Here is a 24,292-nt window from a genome sequence, read left to right as displayed (position 1 = left end):
GCGATTCCAGCGAAGCTGATCAGCTTTTGTCGAGACAACGCAGTTCAACGCGCCGACCTACAGATCGTGGCGCTTACCTGGCGCGGCAGGAAACGGGCTTATCGCCGCCCGCGTTTCCAATACCTCGTCCACGAGGCCATAGGTTTTTGCCGCGAGGGCTGACATGAAATTGTCGCGGTCTGTGTCGCGCGCGATTTCCTCGATGCTTCGTCCCGTCCGTTCGGCCATCATCGCGTTCAGGCGTTCGCGCAGGTAGAGCACTTCCTTAGCCTGAATGTCTATATCTGCCGCCGTGCCTTGGCTACCACCCGAGGGCTGATGGATCATGATGCGTGCGTTAGGCAATGCGTACCGTTTGCCCCGTTGGCCGGCGCACAGCAGGAACGTGCCCATGCTTGCAGCAAAGCCGGTGCATAGCGTCGACACCTCCGGCTTGATGAACTGCATGGTGTCGTAAATGGCGAGGCCGTCGTAAACCGAGCCGCCCGGCGAGTTGATGTAAAACGAAATATCCTTGTCGGGGTTCTCGGATTCGAGGAATAGCAGTTGCGCCACGATAAGACTGGCCGACTGCTCGTTCACGGGCCCCACTAGAAACACGATGCGCTCGCGCAACAAACGAGAATAGATGTCGTAGGCGCGCTCACCGCGACCGGACTGCTCTATGACGGTTGGGACGAGCCCGAGACCTGTGACGGATGGGTAATTGGAATGCATTCTTGCCTCGCGGAAGTGGGCTGCTGTCCCTATGACGATCCCGCTGTCGGCCGCGTGACATAAGTATTTTTTGGCGCGCCTGTCACGCAACGGGTTGCCCAAGCGTCAAGCTGCAATGGATGCCCTTTTGCGGTGAGCCGACGGAGCATCCTGCATATCAGCGCACGCGCTTTTTATCACGCACGATCTGGAGGTCAACGCATGACAGAACACGAAATCGACAAGGCATCCAGCTTCGGTGCGGTGCGCGCCCGTCTTATCGCGTTGGCGTATCGCATGCTGGGCAGTCGCGCGGAGGCAGAAGACATCGTGCAGGACGTCTGGCTGAAGTGGCATCTTGCCGACACGCGTGAAGTGCAAACGCCGGCGGCCTGGCTGACCACGCTGACCACGCGCACGGCGATCGACCGTCTGAGAAATGTGCAGCGCGAGCGGGAATCGCAGGCCACTGGCTGGTTGCCGGAGCCTTGGCTCGACGAAGTCGCACCATCGGCCGAAGAACTCGCCTTACGCGCCGCGGAAATGTCGTATGGCGTGATGCTACTGCTTGAGCGTCTCAAACCGGATGAGCGCGCGGCGTTCGTGCTGCACGAAGCGTTTGATTGTGACTATGCCGAGATCGGCAAGATCCTGGAGCGTACGCCTGCAAGTTGCAGGCAGATAGTCCATCGAGCAAGAGTTCGATTGCAGCGTGCGGGCGCGCCGTTGCAAAGGCCCGACGCCCAAGCTCACGCGCGGATCGTCGAGCGTTTGCGCAGCGCGTTGGAGGCGCAAGACCGGGCTAGCTTGCTCGACCTGTTTAGCGACACACCGGTAGTCGTTAGCGACGAGCCGGAGTTCGGGGCGCTGAATGTTGTGGCAAGTTCGCCCGCACCTCTGGTCACGCCTTCAGTTACACGTGGAGGTGCGGACGCTGTAACAAACTCGCCGGGAATACCGGCACAGGCGGTTGCCCAAGCACCTGCCTGGGAGCAGGAGTCTACATTCGGCTCTACATTCGGCGATTGGATCGAGAAGGTGACGTCGCTGGCGGGGCGGGCGAGCCACGTCAAACTGGTGTCGGTGGGCGGAGCGCCGTCCATCGCTTTCCTTATCGAAGGCGAGGTCGTCGCGTTGATCGACGTCTCTACGGAAGGCTCACACCACAGCCACCCAAGCGGCGAGAGGCGCAGTCGGACACACGGCCCGGTCTGCGACGCGACCAACGGCGCTCAGAAGATCGTTTCGTTGCGTGCGGTAACGAGCGCGTCGCGGCTTCGGGCCGCCAACCGCGTTTTAGCCCGCGCAGCGGTCGCTGAGCTGCTGGCGCGGATTACGCGCAACCCGGCGCAGTCAATTGCGATGAGCCGCGACTTCCCAGTTGATGTCTACGCATAGCACCTGAGTGCCCTTCGGCGTATGCGCGGCGATTGAGGCAGTCACACACAAGTGCGCTTCGTTGATCGAAAGATAGGGAGGTGTTAGATGCACTTGACCCGGCACACGCATTGCCTGGATGAAATACGGCCGCCGCTCCCAACTTGCGCCCTCCGAATGCAACAGTGGTCGGAAGCGCTTGGCGCGTTGCGAGGCGCGCCCGGGAGGCAGCACGTTGTCGCCGATCTGCCGTCCTGAGCCGTCCAGAATGAAGCAGCGTGCTGTCTCGCCGAGTTTCAGCAACGGCGCAGTCGCCTCGGCAGCAGGCCGCCCAGCTACAAGCTCTGCGGCTGCCGTTTGGAGCGCAGTCACGTACGGCGCCAGCCGCGTCGCCTGCGCGCGCTCACGCGCTGCAACCCGCTCACGCAACGCCGCCGAAAGGGAGTCCATCAAACCAGCAGCGGTTTGTGGCTTGACCGCATCGACGCTCGGACCCGCAAAGAAGGCGCCCTGCACGAAATCGACGTTGCATTCGAGAGCGATCAGCGCATCACGTTCGGTAGTGAGGCCACCCATCAGCACCAATTGGCCGGACTCGTGCAGCAGCGAGACGAGGCCGGGCAGCACGCGTTCAATGTGCGAATGCTCGCTGGCTTGCGCAAGAATGCAGCGATCGAGCGTGACAATGTCGGGGCGCAGGTTCCAGACGCGGTCAATGTTCGAATGCTTGGCGCCAAAGCCGTCGAGCGCGATCAGAAAGCCTGACTTGCGAAGTGCGTCGATGATCTCGGCAAAACGTGTTGTTTCGCCGCCCGCCTGTTCGGACACTTCCAGGACAACGCGTTGTGGCGGCAAACCCAACGCCTTGAGGCCGGCCAGGAGTGCGTCGCCATAACTGGTGTCCATCAGTGCGGCCGGGTGAAGGCTTAGGAAGAGCCATTCATCGTGACTGTCGAACGCGTTGAAGTTGCCAAGGTGAAGTGATTCGGCCAGCCGACCCAGTTCGAGCAGGTCACCGCGCCGCGCGGCCTGCGTGAAGACCTCATGCGAGGGGACTTGCACCGCGTGCTCGTCGTGGGCGCGCAGCGACGCGTGATAACCGATTGCGCGCCGGTGCGATACCGAGAAAACCGGCTGGAACACGCTGAAGACGGTGTAGCCGCCGTAAAGAACGGTGCGCCGGGAGCCTTCGTCGCCGGCCATCGGGCGGGGAGGCTGGAAACCGGGAGGATCGAGTTCGATCATGCTCATCATGTCAGTCGTGTGAAGGGCAACGCGATTGCATGCTCGACGTGGTGTGCATGCGCGATACGTAAGTTTACAGGATAGAGGAGCAAGAATTATGCGCATGCAGAGACGCTACGTGCGCGCGCGATTGCTACGAGGGATCGGGGAACATTGTGCGCCAACCCGGGCGCTCGCGAGATAATTCGCACTTTGCTGGTGCGGGCTGCGCCCTGCGGCAGAGCCCGGTGTTGGCGGCCACGCTGCCGTCGAGAAAGTCCGGCAGGCGCTCTGCGGGGAGTTGTGTCAGGTGCTCGGACTGCTGTCGACGACCAACAGCTAACGTCTTTGACTGGCATCAACTATCGCTGCCCGCCGACAGCCAACGCCCCAACCAACGCCGCAACCCAACCCCACCACCGCAAGCCAACCTAAAAAACTCAGGTGCGCTCAGAAGGGTCGGTCTTTTTCGCGGGCGTCCGAATATCAGGCGACAACTGCGCGAAGATCCACGCCGATCCTGCGGTGATGATGCCGACGCACAGGAACGTCGCATGAAACGCGGGCAGCGAGTTAGCGGCTGTCACGCGTGGCAAGAGGCCCGTGAACGTGGCGAGCAGGGCGCCGGCCACCGTCACGCCGAGGCTCATCGACAGCATCTGGACAAGGGAGAACAAACTGTTGCCGCTGCTTGCGCCGCCGGTCCCGAGGTCCTTGAGCGTCAAGGTGTTCATCGCGGTGAATTGCATCGAGTTGACTGCGCCGAACAATGCCAGTTGCACAAGTCTCAACCATAATGGCTGGCCCGCGCTGGTGAGCGAGAAGCTCGCCATCGTCAAGCCGACAAGAACCGTGTTGGTCATTAATACGCGGCGATAGCTGTACTTAATGATCAGCGTCGTCACGAGGCGCTTGGACGCCATGCCCGCAGCTGCGACGGGCAGCATCATCATGCCGGCTTCAAACGCGCTATAGCCGAGGCTCACCTGCAATAGCAGCGGAATCAGATACGGCATCGCGCCGCTGCCGATCCGCGCGAATAGATTGCCGAGCAGTCCGACGCTGAAGGTGTGGATTTTGAACAGATCGAGCGAAAAAATAGGCGACGGCTCACGCACCGCGTGCAAACCGTAGGCGACAAAACACGCCAGGCTCAGGATCAGCAGCACGAGCACGGTCGCGTGTTGAATGCCGAATTCGGTGCGTCCGTCGAGCGCGGACGAAATCGCCACCATGCCGGCCACGAGCAGAAGGTAGCCTTTGACGTCGAACTTGCCGACCTGTTCGTTACGGCTATCCGGCATGAATATGAATGTGGCGATGCATCCGGCGATGCCCACGGGCACGTTGATTAGAAAGATCCAGTGCCAGGATGCAATCTTCACCAGCCAGCCGCCAAGCGTCGGGCCAATCAACGGACCGATCAGTCCGGGGATGGCAACGAATGACAGCGCCGGCAGATAGCGCTCGGCCGGAAACGTCCGCAGCACGGCGAGCCGCCCGACCGGCAGCAGCATCGCGCCGCCCACGCCCTGCACGATGCGGAACACCACCAGTTGGTTCAGCGTATGAGCGTTCGCGCACAGCAACGAGCCGACCGCGAAAACCAGGATCGCGCTGAAGAACACGCGTCGCGTACCAAGTTTGTCGGCGAGCCAGCCGGACACGGGAATCATCACGGCCATCGTCAGTGAATAGGCGATGACGACCGACTGCATGCGCAGCGGAAGTTCGCCGAGGCTCGTTGCCATCGCTGGGAGGGCGGTGTTGACGATCGTCGAATCGAGCGTCTGCATGAAAAAGCCGGTCGCGACGAGCCAAAGCATCACCGTCAGTGAGCGGGCGGAAGGGGCGCTGGCTGCGACGGTTGCCGAGGCGGGTGGAGTTGGCGGCGTGGACATGAAGTAGCGGCGAGGCGCAAGGACGGCAAGGACCCGCTATTCTAGGGAAAAGCAGCCGACGACGCAGGAAGGGCAGAGCCCGACCCCAACCCCAGCCCCGGAGGTGTCAGGAATTTTGTGTGCTGAGGTCGGTTAAAAAATCTCAGCTCATGGCGGCGGTGAATCGCTCGCCGAACAGAATGGCGAACTGATTGACAGCTTGCCGCCAGGTGATAGGCGGCATCTTCCAATCCTTTTCGATGTTGCGCAAGGCCAGATACAGCAGTTTGCTGGCGGCTTCGTCGCTGGGGAAGTGGCCGCGATTCTTGACGATTTTGCGCAACTGCATGTGCATGCTCTCGATGGCGTTGGTCGTATAAACGATTCGACGCACCTCGGGGGGATAGGCGAAGAAGGGAATCACCTGTTCCCATTGGCGTTGCCACATGGCCGCGACGGTAGGGAATTTGCGGCCCCATTCGCTTTGCGCAAAGGCGTCGAGCGCCACTGCCGCCGCCTCGGCCGAGGCGGCCTGATAGACCGGCTTGAGCGCAGCCGCCAACGGCTTGCGGTCCTTCCAGCTCGCCAGATTCAGCGAATTGCGGATCAGATGCACGATGCAGGTCTGAATCTGGGCGGCCGGATAGACCGCTTCGATCGCCTCCGGGAAGCCGCGCAAACCGTCAACCACCGCGATCAGGATGTCGTGCAGGCCACGGTTCTTCAGTTCGTTGAAGACCTTCAGCCAGAACTTGGCTCCCTCGGTTTGCTCGATCCACAAACCCAGCACTTCCTTGCGGCCGTCGGCGCGAATGCCCAGCGCGAGATACACCGCCTTGTTCCTGACCGTGCCTTCGTCGCGGATCTTCAGCCGAAGTGCGTCGAAATACACGATCGGATACATCGCCTCAAGCGGGCGTTGCTGCCACTGTTCGACCTCGGCCAGCACTTCATCGGTGACAGTCGAAATCAGATCGGGCGACACCTGCAGGCCATACAGTTCCAGCAAATGGCCCTGGATCTCGCGCACGCTCATGCCGCGCGCGTACATGCTGATGACGTGATCGTCGAAGCCCGGCAGCCGGCGTTGATACTTGCCGACCAGTTGCGGCTCGAACGTTGCCTGCCGATCACGCGGGATATCCAGATTCAGTTCGCCGTTGGGCGTGATGACCGTCTTATGGCTCGTGCCGTTGCGGTGGTTGCCGGCCTTGCCTTGCTCAACCTCGTTCTCCAGGTGATGCGTGAGCTCCGCCGCCAGCATGCGCTCAGCCAGTTGCTTCTTCAGTTGCCCGGCCAGGCCCGATTCGCCGAGAACCGACTCCGCATCCTTGTTTTGAATCTGCGCCAGCAGTTGATCGATCAGTTCATCGGGAAACAGCTTCGGCGCCTTCGGGTTCTTGATCTTCTTAGTCACAGTTGCTTCGGTCATAGGACGTTGTTTCCGTTATCGTCTCATGACCTCGGCACACTAAAATTCTGACAGGCTCCCAGCCCCGCAACCGCCCCTCTACCCCCGCAACGCCGCCGCCGCTCGAAAAAACGCTTGCGCCCTCGGCTCGTTTCCGAACGCGGCGTGAATCCGGATCCACGGACTCTGTTCCATGCCCGGCCGGAAATAGCTGCCCGGCGCAACGGTCACGCCCAAAGGCACACCGCACTCCACCAGCCGTTCCGCATTGTCCACGTGCGGCACGCGAGCCCACAGAAATTTGCCTCCAACCGGTTTCTCGAACACCTCCCAACCGGCATCTTCTAGCGTTTGTATCGTCGAGCCCAGCGCATCGCGCATACGACGCCGCAGTCGCTCGAGATATTTGCGGTATGCGCCGCGCTCGAGTAGCGATGCCGTCACCGTCTCTGCAAAGAGCGACCCGCCGATGCTAGTCAGCATCTTGATATCGACGAGATCCTTGATGATCGCGTGGCTCGCCACGACACAGCCGATGCGCAACGACGACGACAGTGTCTTCGACAGTCCGCCGATATAAATCACGTGTTCCAACTGATCGAGCGTCGCGAGGCGGTCCGTGATGTCGGTCTGAAAGTCGGCGTAGATGTCGTCTTCGATAATCGTGAAGTTGTGCTCGCGCGCGAGTTGCAGCAGACGGAACGCCACCGGCGGGGCAACCGTCGTCCCAGTCGGATTGTGGAACACGGTGTTGATGAAGAACAGCTTCGGCCTGTGCCGCTTCAACTGCGCCTGCATGACGTCGAGGTCCGGACCGCTCCGCGTACGCGGAATGCCGATCAGCCGGACGCCGTGCAGCTTCAGCAGGCCATACAGGTTGTAGTAGCCGGGGTCCTCGACGAAGATCGTGTCGCCCGCCTTCAGCATGTAGCGCATCAGCAGATCGAACGCCTGGCTTGCGCCGTTCGTAATGAGAATCTGCGAAGTGTCCGCGCGGATGCCCAGTTGCGCGATTCGTGCCTGCAAGTGCTCACGCAAGCTCAAGTTGCCGAGCGGCGTTGCGTAGTCGACCATGCTGGCCGGATCGGTGCGCAACACGTGCCGTATCGCCTGGGCGATGTTGTCGGTGTCCCGCCACGGCTCGGGAATGAAGCCGCTACCAAGCTTCAGCGTTTCGCCCGGATGGTTGAACTGCTGGAGCAGGTGGTCGGACTCGTCCTCGGCGCGGCGCGGGTCCGACGTGCCGTCGCACTGCGCGCCGCCCGGCGGCCGGTCGGCCACGTAGAAGCCCGAGCCGTGGCGCGAGTCGACGTAACCGAGCGACACGAGCCGGTCATAAGCCTCGATCACCGGAAAGCGGCTCACGCCATAGTCGGCTGCGAACTGGCGGATCGACGGCAATTTCGAGCCGGGATGCGCGGCGCGCGAGCGGATCCACGCGGTCACGCCGGCGACAATCTGCTCGGTCAGCGGCACACCATTGTCTCTGTCCAGCTGAATATCGAGTCGCATACGGTTTCCTTCACGAACGCGTTGGGCGGACAAACGGCGCCGTCGCGCGCCAACTGTTCGGTTTTTCAGCTGCACAGTTCCGACGAAAGTGTTCGGAACTGTGCATGGGTATTCGATCATCGCACGTCAATAATCCATACAACAGAGAAGCCCTTTTGAAGGAGAACGGCAATGCGTGAAGTGCGAATTTTCGAACTGGAGCATGAAGAGCCGGCCGCGGCCTGGCATGTCGCACGCCCGTCCACTTTCAAAGTGATCTCGGGTGAGATCTGGCTGACAGTCGAAGGCGACAGCGAAGATTACTGGCTTGCCACGGGTGAATCGATCGAGTTGCCGCGCCGGGCCGTGGCGTGGATCAGCGCCGGGCGTGATGGTGCGCGCTTCGCGCTCGCAAGCGGATCGGAGCGCGGAACCATCAAGCCGATGCTCGGCGTGCCGACACCGAACTGGCTGCCGCGCTGGCTCGGCGCCGCCTGACAGAAGGAACCGCAGAAATACCGGCAGAAGTACCGGCGCGAGGGGCGGCTGGCTTCCCGCCGCTCAAGCCTCGAGCTCGCCAACATAACGTGCTCGCGGCCGGATCAGGCTGCCGTCGCGCGCCTGTTCCATTGCGTGCGCAATCCACCCGACCACTCGCCCCACTGCAAAAAGCGTGAAGGCGGCGCCGGTCGGCAAGCCGAGCACACGCTCGATGGCCGCAAGCGCGAAGTCGACGGTCGGCTCGGCGCCGGTCGTATCGCGCACCGCTCGCGCGAGCGTCAGCACCTCGGGGAGCGGCGAGCGGGCTGGCGCACAGTCCTGCAACAACTCCAGCAGGAGCCGCGCGCGCGGGTCGCCGTCCGGATACAGCGGATGCCCAAAGCCCGACAGCACTGGCCCTTGCGTGCCTTGCTCGTGACGCGACAAGCGGGTAGCCAGATAACGATCGAGATCGGCGGCGCGTGAGGCTTCGTCCAATAGTGCGGCAATGCGCATGGTTTCTCCGCCGTGGCGCGGGCCCGCAAGCGCGGCGAGACCGCCCGCGACTGCCCCGAACAGATGAGTGCCCGTCGACGTGATGCAGCGAACCGTGAACGTCGACGCGTTCAGTTCGTGATCCGCGCACGCGACAAGCGCCGCGCGCAGCAGCCCCGCTTGCTGGCGGCTGCGCACCTGCCAGGCCGATGCCAGTTGCCGATGCAGCGGCGCATTCGACGGCGCCGCCGAGATCATCGCGGCGGCCAGCAGCCGCATCACGGCGCAGGCGTTGTCCAGCTGCGCATCGCGACCGAGCGCCCACACCCGCGGCATTTGTGCCGCCGCCGCGGGCAACAGCACCAGCGCGCGATCGAGCGGCGTATTGTCGCCCCACAGTTTCAGCCACGCGGCCCATTGAGCGGCGGCGATCGGCGCGGCCGGCGCGTCCGCAATGCGCGCCGCGCTGCACTCCCACAACAACGCGGCGACGTCTTCCAGCGATTCGGTGCGCGCGAGCGCCGTCGCATCATGCCCGCGATATCGCAGGCGCCCCTGCGCGACCAGCGTGATCGACGACTCGAGCACCGGCACGCCCCAGTCCAGCACTTTCTGCGCGACCTTGCCCGCGCGTTTGCCGTCTTCCTTGCGCCGCGCGAGCCGCCGCACCTCGCGTGCGTCGTAGCGACGATGCTTGCCTTGTGCGTCCGGCGACGAGCTCAGCAAGCCCCGGCTCACATACGCATAAAGCGTGGCAAGGCTGATGCCGAGTTCAGCGGCGGCTTCGCGGGCGGTCAACGAGTCGGGCAAAGGCACAGGAATGCGCGGCAAAGTAGAGGTCAACCAAAGAAATCAATATATATTGATTATCATAATCAAGATTGATTAACGCAAGGCGCGATTCTAGACTCGATCGCATCTCCGTTACTCGACTGTGAACAACATGACGCCCGAACTCGCGCTCGACCACATCTGGAGCCTCGCGAACTGCGAGCCAGCCGCGCTTCGTTCCGTACATTTCACCGGCTCGGAGCCGGGCTTGCCGTCGGTATTCCGGGTCGGGGCGCTGGCGTCCGCGACCATCGCAGCGGTGGGTTTGGCGGCGGCTGAGTACCATCGGTTGCGAACGAGGCACGGGCAGCGAGTGACGGTGGACATGCGGCGCGCGCTGGCTTCGTTCCGCAGCGAACGTTACCTGCGCGTCGACGACGGGCCGCCGCCTGCGCTCCGCGATCCGGTGACGGGTTTCTACGAGACGGGAGATGGCCGCTGGATTCAACTGCATACGAATTTCGCGCATCACCTGAACGGCGTGTTGAAGGTGCTCGGTTGCCAGAACGATCGTGCCGCGGTCGCGGCGGCAATTCGCGGCTGGGACGGCGCCACGCTCGATCAGACTCTCGCCGATGCGGGCCTGTGCGCCGCGTTGATCCGCTCGCCCGGCGAATGGGCCGCGCTCGATCAGGCGAAAGCGATCGCGGGTTTGCCGCTCTTCGAAATAGAGCGGATCGGCGATGCGCCGCCAGCATTGCCCACGTCCCCGCGGTCGTTCGAGCCGTCATCGCGCGATACTGGAAGCCGGCCGCTGTCCGGCGTGCGGGTGCTGGACCTGTCGCGCATCATCGCAGGACCAGTCGCCGGGCGAGCGCTTGCGCAGCATGGCGCTCAGGTGCTGATGATCAACGGGCCGCATCTGCCGAACATTGCGCCGCTCGTGATCGACAACGGGCGCGGCAAACGCTCGGCCGTGGTCGATCTGCGCGACGCGGCGGGGCGCGAGATTTTGCGCGGTTTGACGCGCGACGCCGACGTCTTTTTGCAGGCATATAGGCCCGGAGCGCTGGCTGCCCGCGGATTCGGTCCCGAGGACGTGGCGCGCTTGCGGCCCGGCATTGTCTATGTGTCGGTGTGTGCGTATGGATACGAAGGGCCGTGGGCCTCGCGACGCGGTTTCGATAGCCTCGTGCAGTCCGCGAGCGGCATCGCGATGACCGAGCAATCCGCGGCTGGATCGACCGAGCCGAGACATCTGCCGTGTCAGGCGCTCGATCACGCGACTGGCTATCTCGCCGCTTTCGGTGCCATGGCTGCGTTGGCGCGACGCGCCACCGAAGGCGGGAGCTGGCACGTCAAAGTCTCGCTCGCGCAGACGGGCCAATGGCTGCAATCGTTCGGCGAAATCGCCGACGGGTGGCAAGCCCCCGATGTTTCGCTTGACGACGTGCGCGACTGCCTCGTCACAGTGGATTCGGATTTCGGTCGCGTACAGGCAGTGCAACCGGCCGAACAACTGGAAGAGACGCCGGCTTTCCTCGGGCTGCCGCCGTCGCGTATCGGCGCGCACGACGCGAAATGGCTGTAGCGGAACTGCGTCGCTGCGTCGGCCCGCTCGTGACAGAACCGCCTATTTGCGGAGCTCCGCGACGAAATCGTAGTAGTCGTTGCGGCAATACGTGTCGGTCAATTCAATAGCGCGCTGGTCGGCCGTATATCCGACGCGCTTAATCAGCAGGAGCGCTTCGTTCGGCGCGATGCTCATTTGCTGCGCGATCTCCTCGCTCGCATTGACCGCGCGGAAATGCTGCAGTGCGCGGACGATCGTCAGTCCGCGATTCTCCAGATAGGTGTAAAGCGAATCGCCGATCGCCTGCGGATCGGGAATCACCGCAGCGGGGAAGGTGGAATTCTCGACCGCCATCACGATGCCGTCGGCGAGACGCAAACGCCGCAGCCGCGTCACGGCCGCAGCCGGCGAAAGCCCGAGTTGGATCACCTCTTCGCGATTGGCCGGCAGGATTTCGCGCGACAGCCATTTCGAACTCGGCGTAAAGCCTCGCCGCCGCAACATTTCGCTGAAGCTCGACAGACGCGACAGCGGATCTTCATAACGTGGTGTGATGAAACTGCCGGCGCCTTGCGTGCGTCGAATCAATCCCTGCTCGACGAGTAGCGCGATAGCCTTGCGTGAAGTGATTCGCGAGACGCCGAGCGCCTCCGAAAGCACCCGCTCCGACGGCAGCGCCTCGCCGGCGTTCCAGCGGTTCTCGTGAATGGCCGTGCCAAGCTTGCGGGCAAGTTGAAGATAAAGCGGTGTGTCGTTTTCCGGGTCCGGGCGCAGATCGCGCCAGCGGTCTTCCGAGGCAGAGGTCATGGGGCTTACGCTAGAAGGGCGAGGAGCAATTCTAAGACATCGGCGCGCTACGTTATAGCGGGCTTTTGCCTGATGGCCTGTCGGCCGGTCCTGCAACCGCTAAACTCGTCGATACGCTTTCTCGCAGCACCGCCGCGCGTTGGTTCGGCGCTGGCGCGTGGTCACACGTTCGGCCACAGTCCACAGTCAGTCACTTCAGGAGTCAACATGACGACCGATATCGCAAGCGTGAGCCTGCCCGACGGCGAGCGCATCCCCAAACTCGGGCAAGGCACGTGGGAAATGGGCGAGCAGCCGGCGCGCCGCGCGGCCGAGATCGACGCGATCCGCTTGGGCGTCGAGCTTGGCATGACGCTCGTCGATACCGCGGAAATGTACGGCGACGGCGCAGCCGAACTGTTGTTGGGCGAAGCGCTCGCGGGACTGCGCGATCAGGTGTTCCTCGTTAGCAAGGTCTATCCGCATAACGCAAGCAGGCGCGGCGTGATTTCTGCTTGCGAGCAGAGCCTCAAACGTCTGAAGACCGATCGGCTCGATCTGTATCTGCTGCATTGGCGCGGTTCGATCCCGCTCGAAGAAACAGTCGCCGGGTTCGAAGCGTTACGCGACGCGGGGAAGATCCGCCACTGGGGCGTGAGCAACTTCGATACCGAGGACATGGAAGAACTCATCGCTACGCCCGGCGGCACGGCGTGCGCGACGGACCAGATTCTCTACAACGTTGCGCGGCGCGGGCCCGAATTCGATCTGCTGCCGTGGCTCGCCGAGCGCAATATGCCGGCAATGGCCTACAGTCCCGTCGATCACGCACGTCTGCCGAAGCGCTCGCCGCTCGACGACATCGCTAGCGCGCGCGGCGTCTCCGTGTTTCAGGTGGCGCTCGCGTGGGTGCTGCAGAAGCCGGGCGTGTTCGCCATTCCGAAGACGGGCCGCGTCGAGCACGTGCGCGACAACCATCGTGCGCTGCAACTGCGGCTCGACGCTCAGGAACTCGCGGCCATCGACAGCTATTTCAAGCCGCCGCGCGGCAAGCGCCCGCTTGAAATGCTTTGAGCCAGGCGCGCGCCGCAGACGTATCGCGGCGCAGTGAGCGCCCGGCGGTGTTCAGAGCATTCTTGGCGTGCCGCCTACTACGCACACCAAGTCGCGACAGGAAAACCGCCGTGCGCGACGCTGCTCAGTGTCGTCAATTGCAATTGTGATGCAGATGCACAGAGCCCAGCACCGCGACTTCGGCGGGCGTGTGCTTGAGCGAATCTTCGTTGACCTGGCCCGCGTCCGCGACGAATTCGTCGACGATCGAAGAAACCGGTGTATTGCGCAGACACAGCGACACGCGCTGGGTTTCGTTGGCAGGCAAAGACGCGCGCTGGCCGAGGAACAGCACACCGTACTGATAACCGTGGATGATGCCGCGGATCGCGCCCACGCATTGACCGTGCGCAACGTTGTCGTTCTTCTGCTTACAGGCTTGCGCAAGCGAGTATGCGGAGAAGCTGGGGTCCACAGGCGGCGCGGCTTGCGACATCGTGGGCGACAGCGGCTGCGCCGTCGGTGCCGTGCTTTGCCCGCCGGTCTGCGCATTGGCGAGCGAGGCGAGGCTCAGAGCAGCGGCCGCTGCGAGGCCGACGACCGCGCGTGCCGCGGGGCAGGGGACGTTTCGTTGCATGTTGTGGTGCCCTCATATCGAACGTAGAAACTGATATGAGGCAATTGCCGCGCTTTGGTTCCGGACGTATGCGCCGCGCCGGCTCGTGGCATTTGTCGCGCATGTCGGCGTGCAGGCGAGAAAGCGAAAGGGGCAGTAGCGCATTCGCCGCGGTGCCTTACTTTCGAAGCAAACACAGAAAGCCTCGATGCGTGAGCTTCAACAGTGGGCAGCACTACGGCCGCAAACAACGCTTATGAAGTGGCGCTATGAGTCTCGCCCGGCACCGTTGGCGGGACTCGCGGGCTTGTCGCGGGCAACGTCGCGTGCTTCGTCGTTTGCCTGGTCGCGCGACGCGGTTTGCAGTGCCCGCAGTTCGTCGGCCGGAATGTGGCAGCGGATCAGATGGTTGCGGCCGATGCCGTTCGTAGCCTCGCGGGCTGAACCGGTCGCGTGGGACACATACGCTGCATCGGTTGCCTCGGCAAACGGCGGGTCCTGCTGTTCGCAGATCGCGCCGAGCTTGCGTGGACAACGCGTGTGAAACACGCAGCCGGACGGCGGCGACGCGGCGCTCGGCAGATCGCCCGACAGGCGGACTCGGGCCACGGTCCCGTGGCCGTCGAGTGTCGGCACGGAAGACAGCAGCGCTTCCGTATACGGATGCTGCGGCCCGTCGAATACCGCGGCCGCCGGTCCGATTTCAAGCAGTCTGCCGAGATACAGCACGGCGATGCGATCGGACAAATACCGAACGACGTGCAGATCGTGCGAAATGAATACGTAGCTCACGCCACGCTCGCGCTGCAGATCGGCAAGCAGATTGAGGATTGCCGCCTGCACGGAGACGTCGAGCGCGGAGGTCGGTTCGTCGCACACCACCACGCGCGGCTCGCCGGCGAACGCGCGCGCAATGGCCACGCGTTGTTTGAGTCCCCCGGAAAGCTGGCGCGTGCGCGAGCCGAGATAGCGCTCCGGCAAACGCACGGCGGCCGTCAACGTGGCAAGCCGATCGTCGATGGCCGCGCCGCGCAGCGCCGCAAGACGCGACAACGCGCGGCCAATCAGCCGCTTCACAGAATGCGCGCGGTTAAGCGCCGAGTCCGGATTCTGGAACACGATCTGCAGCGACTTGACCTGCTCGTCGTTGCGCCGCGTGACGCGTGCGGCGAGCGGCGCGCCGTCGAGTTCGAGCACGCTGCCTGCGTCCGGCGCGAGAAGGCCGAGCATCAGTTTCGCGAGCGTCGTCTTGCCGCTGCCCGATTCGCCGACGAGACCCAGCGTTTCGCCGGCCGCGAGATCGAGCGAAACCTTGTCGACGGCGCGCAGCGCTGTGCCGGACACATGGAAAGTCTTCGATAGATTCTCGGCGCGCAAGACGATTTCTCGCGGGTTTTTGTCCGCAGTCGCAAGGCCATGCTCGGGCAATGCTTGCGCGAGCGCGCGCGGCAACTCGATCGCGCGCTCGTGATAGTGACAGCGCGACATCTGGTCGCCATGCGCCGCGCTGACGCGGTACGGCGGCGGCGCTTCGCGGCGGCACCGGTCGTCGGCGAGACGACAGCGCTCCGCGTAGATGCAGCCTTGGGTCACCGAGCCAGGCGAGGGCAAGCCGCCTGCAATGGTATCGAGCCGCTCGGTATCCTTGCTGCGTCCCACGGTGGGCAGACAGCGCAACAGTCCCACGGTGTACGGATGACGCGGCCGCGTGAAAACGTCTTGCGTCGCGCCCTCCTCGACGAGCTTGCCTGCGTATAGCACGCCGACGCGCTCACACATTCGCCCGATCACCGCGAGGTTGTGGCTGATGAACAGCACGGCGGTACCGAGTTCCGCGCGCAGTTGCGCAACCAGATCGAGCACTTCCGCCTCGACGGTGGCGTCGAGCCCGGTGGTCGGCTCGTCGAGAATCAGCAGCGCCGGGTTCGACGCGAGCGCCATCGCGATCACCACGCGCTGCTGCATGCCGCCCGACAATTGATGAGGATAGCTGTCCATCACCCGTTCCGGCGATGCAATGCGCACGCGCTGCAGCATCTCGAGCGAGCGTCGCATTGCTTCATCGGGCGCGACGCCGGCGGCTTCGAACGCTTCGGACACTTGCCGTGCAATGGTCAACGACGGATTCAGCGCGCGCGCCGGGTCCTGATAGACCATTGAAATGGTGTTGGCGCGCATCGTGCGCAAAGCGTCGGCGTCGAGCTTGTTGACGTCGGCGCCGGCGATGACGATCTTGCCCGCCTTCACCTTGCCATTGCGCGGCAGATAGCGCAGCGCCGCCATCGCGACGGTCGACTTGCCGCAGCCCGATTCGCCGACGAGCCCGTAGGCTTCGCCGCGCCGCACGCGAAACGATACGTCCTGCAAGACTTCGCGATCGCGACCGCGCATCCGGTATGTGACCGTCAACCCGACGACGGTCAGCGCATCCGTGCGGTCGCTCTTCGACACGTCGAAGGCGGGGAACGAGGAGGGCGGAGGTCCGTTCATCGGTCGAGCACGCCTTGTACGCCGTCGGCGATGAGGTTCACGCCGACGACCAGCGTCGCAATTGCGCCGGCCGCGAATACGACGGTCCACCACGCGCCGCCCGCCATCAGCGTGTACGACTCGGAAAGCGCGAGGCCCCAGTCGGCTGAAGGCGGTTGAATGCCGAAGCCAAGAAACGACAGCGTGGCTACCGCGAAGATTGCATAACCGAGCCGCACGGTCGCCTCGACGATGATCGGCGGCAGCACGTTCGGCAGAATTTCGGCGAACATGATGTACGGCGCGCGTTCGCCGCGCAGTTGCGCGGCGGCGACGTAGTCGAGATGCCGCTCTGCGAACACGGCGGCGCGCACGGTGCGCGCGGTAATCGGCGTGAAGGTGATGCCGATCACGAGTATCACGGTCAGGTTCGACGCGCCCACCGCAGCAAGCGCGAGCAGCGCGACGATCACGAGCGGCAGCGCGAGTACCGCGTCGATCGCGCGGCCCACGACGTTATCGACCCAGCCGTCGAAGTAACCGACGACGAGACCTAGCGACGTTCCCGCCACCGTGCCGAGTAGTGTCGCGAGCGGCGCAATCGTGAGAATGTCGCGCGCGCCGACGATCACGCGCGAGAACACATCGCGGCCCAACTGGTCAGTGCCGAACCAGTGCGCGCGGTCGGGCGGCATGAGTGAATTGAGCGGGTCGGACGCATACGGATCAACAGGCACGAACCATTGCCCGGCAATCGCGCATACGATCCACCACACGACGATGAGCACGCCCACCACGAACGTCGGCGAGCGCAGCAACACACGCAACTGATCGAAGCGCGGCTCGCTTGTGGCGCGCGGTGCGGCCGGCGGAACAATGGTGCTCATTCGGCGCTCCTCACGCGCAGGCGCGGATTGAGCAGCACGTGCAACGCATCCGCGACGAGATTGGCGACGGTATAGACCACGCCGACCGTCAGCACACCTGCCTCCAGCATCGGGAAGTCCTTCGCCTTCGCGGCGTTGTAGATCAGCGAGCCGATGCCCTGATAGTGGAAGAGTGTCTCGACCACCACGAGGCCGCCAATCATGTAGCCGAGTTGAGTGGCGGCCACGGTGATGGTCGGCAGCAGCGCGTTGCGCAACACGTGCCGCCAGATCACGGTGTGACGCGGCAAGCCCTTGAGGATCGCTGTGCGCGTGTAGTCGGCGTCGAGCGCTTCGACGGTGCCGGCGCGCGCCATCCGCGCGATATAGCCGAAGAACACCAGTACCAGCGGCAGCACCGGCAGAATCAGATGACGCAGTTGTTCGAGCGCGCCGGCGTCGGGCGCATACGCAGCTTCGATAGGCAGCCAGCGCAGCCACACGCCGAACACGAGAATCAGCACGATCGACGACACGAACTCCGGCACGACGGTCGCCGACAAACCCGCAATGCTGATCGTGCGATCCAGCCAGCGTCCTGCGTGCATCGCGGACCACACGCCGCCCGCAATGCCCAGTGGCACCACGACGACGAACGCGAGCAGGCCGAGCTTCGCGGAATGCGCAAGTGCATCGGCGATAAACGGTCTCACCGGCTCGCGATAAGCGTACGAAAGTCCCATGTCGCCTCGCACGAAATGCGAAATCCACTCGACGTATTGCGTCATTAGCGGACGGTCGGCGCCGAGTTGATGATTGAGCGCCGCCACCGCGCGTGCGTCGGCGAGCGGCCCGAGCACCGCCCGACCGATGTCGCCGGGCAGCAGTTGCCCGCCGGCGAATACGATCACGGACAACAGCCATAGCGTGATGAGCGACAGCCCCACGCGCGTTGCAAGGAAACGCACGACGCGGCCGGCATTGCCCTTCGGGGACGAGGCGGGAGAACTCACTGTGGTCGACATCGTGAACGCTTGCCGAAGAATTGCGCGCCGATGCGAGACGCTTACGCGCTCAACACCGCACGGTCGAAGTAGAGCTGCGCGAGCGCGGTGAAGCGCACGCCGTTCACGCCCTTGCGCATCGCGATCAACTGATCGTAGAAGAACGGGATGATGATCGGCGTTTCATCGAGCAGCAGCGTCTGGATCTGGCCGGAGATTTTCTTCTGCGATGCGAGGTCGATGGCCGCGACGAATTGCGCGACCAGTTGATCGTATTGCGGGTTCTTGAAGTGCGCGGCGTTCCACGTGCCGCTGCTCGTGAGCGGCGCATTCAGAAACACGTTCGGCACGCCGCGATGACCGTAGTCGGTGATGCCGAGCGGCGAGTCGAGCCAGTCTGATTTGCCCGGCGTGCCCGCGCCGTAATACAGCGACTGGCTCTCCACCTTCAGATTGATGCGCACCCCGATCGCCTTGGCCGCGTTCTGCACTACGACCGCGAGGTCGGGAATCTCCATGTATTTTTCAGTGGTCAGCGTCACGTCGAAACCGTTGGGCACGCCCGCTTGCGCAAGCAGTTGCTTCGCTTTCGCTACGTCGATTTTGCGCTGCGCAACACCCGCATCGGACGACGGAAACACCGGCGCAAAGGGGCTGTCGTTGCCGAGTTGCGCGCGTCCCTTGAAGAGGCCGCGCACCAGCACCTCGCGATCGATCGATAGGGCAAGCGCCTGACGCACGCGCTTGTCTTTGAAAAGCGGGTTGTCGTTGCGCATGTGAATCTGCCGATGCGCGCTCGACTTCACGCCGATTGCCTTGTAGTCGGGATTGTTCAGAATGGCCGCGCCGCCTTGCACGGTGAAGGTGCCCATCACGTCGGCCTGATGGCCTTGCAATGCGAGCAGTTGCGCCTGCTGGTCCGCGTAGAAGGAGAACTGTACGCGTTGCGGTAACGCTTTCTCCCCCCAATAGTCGGGGTTGCGCACGAACGATGCACCGACCTTGGGCTGATACTTTTCGAACTTGAACGGACCGGTGCCGATAAAGCTCTTTTCATAACCGCCCGCGTAGTTCGCGGGCAAGATCACGGCGTTGTAATTGTCCGAGGAAACGTAGTACGGGAAATTGCCGTTCGGTGCGTCGAGGTGGAACGCGACGGTGTGCTCGTCGACCACCTTCGCGCCACCCTTGGACAACACGCCCTTCAACACCGAGAGCGCCGCCGAGCCGGTCGCAGGATCGGCGAGCCGGTCGAATGTCGCGACCACGTCTTTCGCCGTGAAGGGCTGGCCGTCGTGGAATTTGACGTTCTCGCGCAGCTTGAACGTCCACACGTCGCCCTTGTCGTTCGGCTTCCAGGACAGCGCGAGGGCCGGCTTCAGCATGAGCTTTTCGCCGTCGTCGTCGATCAGGAATTCGCCGGTCTGATTCAGTAGCGCGAGGCTCGCGGCATCCGTCACGGTCAACGGGTCGACGGCGCCCGTAGGCGTCAGATGCGCGACCCGGATCGTCTGGTTCGAAGGACCGCCCGCGCTTGCCTGACCTTGTGCATGCGCTGCCGGGAGATTCAGCACGCCGCCGCCAACGAGCGACAAACCGATCACGCTCGCGTAGCGCAGCAGATCGCGGCGAGTGATACGGCCGGCGAGAAATTCGTCGATTGCGTGATTGCCGTACGCGTCGGCGGTGCTGCGGAGGAGGTCAAGAGCGGGGAATCGGTCAGCGGGAGTCTTCATCGATGGAATGTCCAGTCCGTTCGGTTGCCGGTTCTGAGAAGCCGCGCCGGGCGCGACAGTCAGGCTGCGAGGCGGCACGATTGCGGCGATGCTTGTGACGATATTAGGCGGCTTCAGTTTAAGCGATTGCTCGCGGAATGGAGCGCTTGCGGCGGTGTCGTGTTGGCGATCCGTGAATAAAAGGGCCGGTGTGTGTCGTCATCACAACGGTGAGCGCGACATTGCCGTGGCACGTTCGGCGCCTCTCGCGAGGCGCGCCTGCCGCTGTCGGCGCCGCAGTGGACGAACCGGTGCGATAGCGATGGAAAGCTTACCGGCCGCAGCAAACGCGCGCGTCGATGTGGACGCAATTACCGCGCCGCGATGGCTGGGCGCTTCCAGCGATGAAACAGCACCGAGCCGATCCAGCACGCCATGAACGCCGCGACGATGCCGTAGCCGAGCACGCCGAACTGCTCATTGGCGTTCGTCACCGCATCCCATATTCCCCCGTTCAGACCGAGCTTGTCGGACAGCAGTCCCAACGCCTCTACGCCGCCGATCACGATCGCGACGACCGCCGACACGAAGGTAATGCTCGCGTTGTAGTAGAGCTTGCGTTTGGGGTCGTCCATGGCCCAGCCGTATGCATGGACCATCAGCACGTTATCCGTCGAATCGACGAGCGTCATGCCTGCGGTGAAAAGCGCAGGAAACACCAGGATCGAATACAACGGCAAGCCCTTGCCGGCTTCGGACGCGGCAATTGCAAGCAAGCCGATCTCGGTTGCCGTGTCGAAGCCCAGTCCGAACAGCACGCCGACCGGGTACATATGCCAGCTTTTAGTCACGAGCCGGAACAGCGGCCGCAACGCGCGTGACAACAAGCCTCCAGGACCGGCTGCATGGTCAGTGTCGAACGCAGCAGCAGCCAGTTCGCCGTCACGTTGGACATGACGATAGCGCCGCCACACGTCGCGCAGAATCACGAGGTTCACGGCCGCGAGCGTGAGCAGGAATGTTGCCGAAACAAGGGTACCGATGGTGCCGCCCACGGCCTTGAACGTCTCGAAGCGGCCGTGCAGCGAATGCGCGGTCCACGCGATGCCGAGCGTCGCGAGAATCACGATGCTCGAATGTCCGAGTGAGAACGACAGGCCCACGCCGAGCGGCCGCTTGCCGGTCTGCATCAGTTTGCGCGTGACGGCGTCGATAGCGGCAATGTGGTCGGCGTCGACTGCATGGCGCAGACCGAAACCGTACGCGAGCAGCGCCGTACCGAGCAGCAGCGGATAGTGGCGAAACGCAATCAGCGCCCATGCCCATGCGCCCAGATTGGCCGCGATCAGAACTGCGTACAGCGTGAGAAGGCGAGGGCGCAGCGAAGCAGTCGGCGTCATGAGTCGCGTGAAAGTGATTAGTGATCGTGCGGATGTTTGTGAATCGGATCGACCCAATACACCGCTTCCGGTTGTTCGACTGCGTCGATATTCAGATTGACCACGACCGCTTCGTTGTCGCTGCGCACGAGCACGCATTCGAGCGGATCGTCGGTGCTCGCATTGATTTCCTGATGCGGCACATACGGCGGCACGAAGATGAAGTCGCCAGGACCGGCTTCAGCGGTGAACTCCAGATGCTCACCCCACCGCATCCGCGCCTGCCCGCGCACCACATAGATCACGCTTTCGAGCGCGCCGTGATGGTGTGCGCCGGTCTTCGCATTCGGATGGATCGTCACCGTGCCGGCCCAGATTTTTTGCGCGCCGACGCGTGCAGCATTGATCGCCGCCGCGCGATTCATGCCTGGCGTTTGCGCGGTGTTGGTGTCGAGCTGATCGCCCCGAATCACCTTGACGCCGTGCTCGCGCCAATCGACGGGTGTGGCCTGCTGCTTGTCGCGCTCGTCCTTGTAATGCGGATGTTCGTGATCCTGGCTCATCGCATGTCTCCTCGTGGCTTGCGTTGACATTCGTCGTGGAAAGGGCCGCGGCGCCGTTCGGCATTTTTACACGTTAAAAAACGTCTGTGGGGCGAGGGACCGCCTGCGTCTTCGTGGACGAAAAAAAGCCCGTCCATGAAGGACGGGCTTTGGCCGGTCAGCCTGAGTGGCCATGCTGCGGCACGCAGGCTTGTTTCATTAGCGCAGCGCCTACTTGTGCTTCGCGTTGATCACGGCTTCGGCGACGTTGCTCGGGGTTTCAGCATAGTGCTTGAACTCCATCGTGTAGGTGGCGCGACCTTGCGTGGCCGAGCGCAGCGACGTGGAGTAGCCGAACATTTCCGCGAGCGGCACTTCGGCGCGCACCAGCTTGCCGCCGCCGCCCGCAATGTCTTCCATGCCTTGCACGAGGCCGCGGCGGCTGGAGAGATCGCCCATCACGTTGCCCATGAAGTCTTCGGGCGTTTCCACCTCGACGGCCATCATCGGCTCGAGCAGCACGGGCTTCGCCTTGCGCATTGCTTCCTTGAACGCCATCGAGCCGGCCATGCGGAACGCGTTTTCGTTCGAGTCGACGTCGTGGTACGAACCGAAGGTCAGCGTCACTTTCACGTCGACTACCGGATAGCCCGCCAGCACGCCGGCCTTTAGCGTTTCCTGAATGCCCTTGTCCACCGCCGGAATGTATTCGCGCGGAATCACGCCGCCCTTGATCGCGTCGACGAATTCGTAGCCCTTGCCCTGCGGCGCCGGCTCGAGCGTGACCACCGCGTGGCCGTACTGACCGCGGCCACCCGATTGCTTGACGAACTTGCCCTCGACGTCTTCGACCTTGTTGCGCACCGTTTCGCGATAGGCGACCTGCGGCTTACCGACGGTCGCTTCCACGCCGAACTCGCGCTTCATGCGATCGACCAGAATTTCGAGGTGCAGCTCACCCATGCCGGAAATGATCGTCTGACCGGATTCCTCGTCCGTTTGCACGCGGAACGAAGGATCTTCCTGCGCAAGACGATTGAGCGCGATGCCCATCTTTTCCTGGTCGACCTTGGTCTTCGGTTCCACGGCCTGGGAGATCACGGGCTCAGGGAAGATCATCTTTTCGAGGATGATCACGTTATTCGGATCGCACAGCGTGTCGCCGGTAGTCGCTTCCTTCAGGCCGACTGCCGCCGCGATATCGCCCGCGTAAACTTCCTTGATTTCCTTGCGCTCGTTCGCGTGCATTTGCAGAATGCGGCCGAGACGTTCCTTCTTTTCCTTGATCGCGTTGTAGACGGTGTCGCCCGAATTCACGACGCCCGAATACACGCGGAAGAAAATCAGCTGGCCGACGAACGGGTCGGTCATGATCTTGAAGGCGAGTGCCGAGAACGGATCGGTGTCGTTCGGGTGACGCTCGATTTCCTTGTCGTGTTCGTCGTGACCGGTAATCGCGGGCACGTCGACCGGCGACGGCAGATAGTCGATCACCGCGTCGAGCATTGCCTGCACGCCCTTGTTCTTGAACGCGCTGCCGCACAACATCGGCACGATTTCATTGGCGATGCAGCGCGCGCGGATGCCGTGCTTGATTTCTTCTTCGGTCAGCGTTTCGCCGCCCAGGTATTTATCGAGCAGTTCTTCGTTCGCCTCGGCGGCGGCCTCGACCATCTTGTCGTGCCATTCCTTCGCGGTGTCAGCGAGCTCCGCCGGAATGTCGCGGTATTCGAACTTGATGCCCTGGTTCTCTTCGTCCCAGAAAATCGCCTTCATCTTGACGAGATCGACCACGCCCTGAAAGTGTTCTTCCGCGCCGATTGGAATCTGGATGGGCACCGCGACGCCCTTCAGCCGCTCGCCGATCTGCCGCTGCACGCGGAAAAAGTCTGCGCCGACGCGGTCCATCTTGTTGACGAACGCGATGCGCGGAACCTTGTACTTGTTCGCCTGACGCCAGACGGTTTCAGATTGCGGCTGCACGCCGCCCACCGAGTCGTAGACCATGCAGGCGCCGTCTAGCACGCGCATGGAGCGCTCGACTTCAATCGTGAAGTCGACGTGCCCCGGCGTGTCGATGATGTTGATCCGATGCTCGGGGTAGTTGCCGGCCATACCTTTCCAGAAGGCGGTGGTGGCTGCCGACGTAATCGTGATGCCGCGCTCCTGCTCCTGTTCCATCCAGTCCATCGTCGCCGCACCGTCGTGAACCTCACCGATCTTGTGGGTCACACCGGTGTAGAACAGGATGCGTTCGGTAGTGGTGGTTTTGCCGGCATCGATGTGAGCGCTGATGCCGATATTCCGGTAGCGCTCGATGGGAGTCTTGCGGGGCACGTGAACCTCCTTGGAATAGCGCGCCTGAAACGGTTGGCGGGCGGCAGTCTGTGCCGCCCGGACCGCGGGATGCTGCATTGCTAAGAATACTAGGATAGCGCGTCGGCCCGTCTTTTGCAGGAATCTT

General features: G+C 63.1%; 19 protein-coding genes. 4 read left to right on the top strand and 15 right to left on the bottom strand.

Going from position 1 to position 24,292, the window contains the following annotated elements:
* Positions 1-57 precede the first annotated feature (57 nt).
* Positions 58-717, bottom strand: coding sequence for an ATP-dependent Clp protease proteolytic subunit (clpP, locus tag OH764_RS13670; RefSeq protein ID WP_498848826.1), 660 nt, complete (start codon positions 715-717; stop codon positions 58-60).
* 201 nt (positions 718-918) lie between these two features.
* Here clpP and OH764_RS13665 point away from each other — a divergent pair, with 201 nt between their 5' ends.
* A complete protein-coding gene (locus tag OH764_RS13665; protein WP_498847155.1) occupies positions 919-2,094 on the top strand; it encodes a sigma-70 family RNA polymerase sigma factor family protein in 1,176 nt (391 codons plus the stop codon).
* On the opposite strand, the gene OH764_RS13660 is transcribed toward OH764_RS13665, so the two are convergent.
* The 4 genes from OH764_RS13660 to OH764_RS13645 form a co-directional block, all read right to left on the bottom strand.
* Complete coding sequence (locus OH764_RS13660) at positions 2,050-3,324, bottom strand: EAL domain-containing protein (RefSeq protein ID WP_033379648.1); 1,275 nt, start codon at positions 3,322-3,324, stop codon at positions 2,050-2,052. The genes OH764_RS13665 and OH764_RS13660 overlap by 45 nt on opposite strands.
* Positions 3,325-3,737: 413 nt before the next feature.
* Positions 3,738-5,123, bottom strand: a complete 1,386-nt coding sequence (gene mdtD, locus OH764_RS13655; protein WP_498848825.1) for an MFS transporter — start codon at positions 5,121-5,123, stop codon at positions 3,738-3,740.
* Positions 5,124-5,340: 217 nt separating this feature from the next.
* Positions 5,341-6,609: an IS256 family transposase gene (locus OH764_RS13650; RefSeq protein ID WP_408968216.1), complete on the bottom strand. Its 1,269-nt coding sequence runs from the start codon at positions 6,607-6,609 to the stop codon at positions 5,341-5,343.
* Positions 6,610-6,687: 78 nt separating this feature from the next.
* Entirely contained in the window at positions 6,688-8,100 is a 1,413-nt protein-coding gene (locus OH764_RS13645; RefSeq protein ID WP_498847154.1) for an aminotransferase-like domain-containing protein, read from the bottom strand.
* 171 nt (positions 8,101-8,271) lie between these two features.
* Between OH764_RS13645 and OH764_RS13640 the strand changes: the two genes are divergently transcribed.
* Positions 8,272-8,577, top strand: coding sequence for a DUF2917 domain-containing protein (locus OH764_RS13640; RefSeq protein ID WP_408202203.1), 306 nt, complete (start codon positions 8,272-8,274; stop codon positions 8,575-8,577).
* 63 nt (positions 8,578-8,640) lie between these two features.
* Here the strand turns inward: OH764_RS13640 and OH764_RS13635 are convergent, their stop codons facing one another.
* A complete protein-coding gene (locus OH764_RS13635) occupies positions 8,641-9,870 on the bottom strand; it encodes a citrate synthase (RefSeq protein ID WP_498848824.1) in 1,230 nt (409 codons plus the stop codon).
* 127 nt (positions 9,871-9,997) lie between these two features.
* Here OH764_RS13635 and OH764_RS13630 point away from each other — a divergent pair, with 127 nt between their 5' ends.
* The gene (locus OH764_RS13630) at positions 9,998-11,416 is read left to right on the top strand and encodes a CoA transferase (RefSeq protein WP_498847153.1); all 1,419 of its coding nucleotides are present in this window, start codon (positions 9,998-10,000) and stop codon (positions 11,414-11,416) included.
* Between the two features lie 42 nt (positions 11,417-11,458).
* Here the strand turns inward: OH764_RS13630 and OH764_RS13625 are convergent, their stop codons facing one another.
* The gene (locus OH764_RS13625) at positions 11,459-12,205 is read right to left on the bottom strand and encodes a GntR family transcriptional regulator (RefSeq protein WP_498847152.1); all 747 of its coding nucleotides are present in this window, start codon (positions 12,203-12,205) and stop codon (positions 11,459-11,461) included.
* 207 nt (positions 12,206-12,412) lie between these two features.
* Here OH764_RS13625 and OH764_RS13620 point away from each other — a divergent pair, with 207 nt between their 5' ends.
* Complete coding sequence (locus OH764_RS13620) at positions 12,413-13,258, top strand: aldo/keto reductase (RefSeq protein ID WP_498847151.1); 846 nt, start codon at positions 12,413-12,415, stop codon at positions 13,256-13,258.
* 133 nt (positions 13,259-13,391) lie between these two features.
* On the opposite strand, the gene OH764_RS13615 is transcribed toward OH764_RS13620, so the two are convergent.
* The 8 genes from OH764_RS13615 to fusA all read right to left on the bottom strand — a co-directional run bounded on the left by OH764_RS13615 (position 13,392) and on the right by fusA (position 24,165).
* A complete protein-coding gene (locus OH764_RS13615) occupies positions 13,392-13,874 on the bottom strand; it encodes a hypothetical protein (RefSeq protein WP_498847150.1) in 483 nt (160 codons plus the stop codon).
* A 246-nt stretch (positions 13,875-14,120) separates the two neighbouring features.
* Entirely contained in the window at positions 14,121-16,343 is a 2,223-nt protein-coding gene (locus OH764_RS13610) for an ABC transporter ATP-binding protein (protein WP_498847149.1), read from the bottom strand.
* A complete protein-coding gene (locus OH764_RS13605) occupies positions 16,340-17,209 on the bottom strand; it encodes an ABC transporter permease (RefSeq protein WP_288825340.1) in 870 nt (289 codons plus the stop codon). The genes OH764_RS13610 and OH764_RS13605 overlap by 4 nt, the downstream gene beginning before the upstream one ends.
* A complete protein-coding gene (locus OH764_RS13600) occupies positions 17,206-18,213 on the bottom strand; it encodes an ABC transporter permease (RefSeq protein ID WP_498847148.1) in 1,008 nt (335 codons plus the stop codon). Before OH764_RS13600 ends, OH764_RS13605 begins: the two co-directional genes overlap by 4 nt.
* A 41-nt stretch (positions 18,214-18,254) precedes the next feature.
* On the bottom strand, positions 18,255-19,928 hold the full coding sequence (locus OH764_RS13595; RefSeq protein ID WP_498847147.1) for an ABC transporter substrate-binding protein: 1,674 nt from the start codon (positions 19,926-19,928) through the stop codon (positions 18,255-18,257).
* A gap of 350 nt (positions 19,929-20,278) precedes the next feature.
* Positions 20,279-21,307, bottom strand: a complete 1,029-nt coding sequence (locus tag OH764_RS13590; RefSeq protein WP_498847146.1) for a HoxN/HupN/NixA family nickel/cobalt transporter — start codon at positions 21,305-21,307, stop codon at positions 20,279-20,281.
* A 17-nt stretch (positions 21,308-21,324) separates the two neighbouring features.
* A complete protein-coding gene (locus tag OH764_RS13585; RefSeq protein WP_498847145.1) occupies positions 21,325-21,849 on the bottom strand; it encodes a cupin domain-containing protein in 525 nt (174 codons plus the stop codon).
* Positions 21,850-22,059: 210 nt separating this feature from the next.
* Positions 22,060-24,165 carry an elongation factor G gene (gene fusA / locus OH764_RS13580; protein WP_027804816.1) on the bottom strand — a complete coding sequence of 702 codons (2,106 nt, stop codon included), beginning with the start codon at positions 24,163-24,165 and terminating at the stop codon, positions 22,060-22,062.
* Between the last annotated feature and the right edge of the window lie 127 nt (positions 24,166-24,292).

The organism is Burkholderia sp. M6-3 (assembly GCF_050858985.1).
GTDB lineage: Bacteria > Pseudomonadota > Gammaproteobacteria > Burkholderiales > Burkholderiaceae > Paraburkholderia > Paraburkholderia caledonica.
The sequence above is the reverse complement of the archived record's forward strand: the minus strand, read 5'-3'. Positions and strand labels throughout refer to the sequence as shown.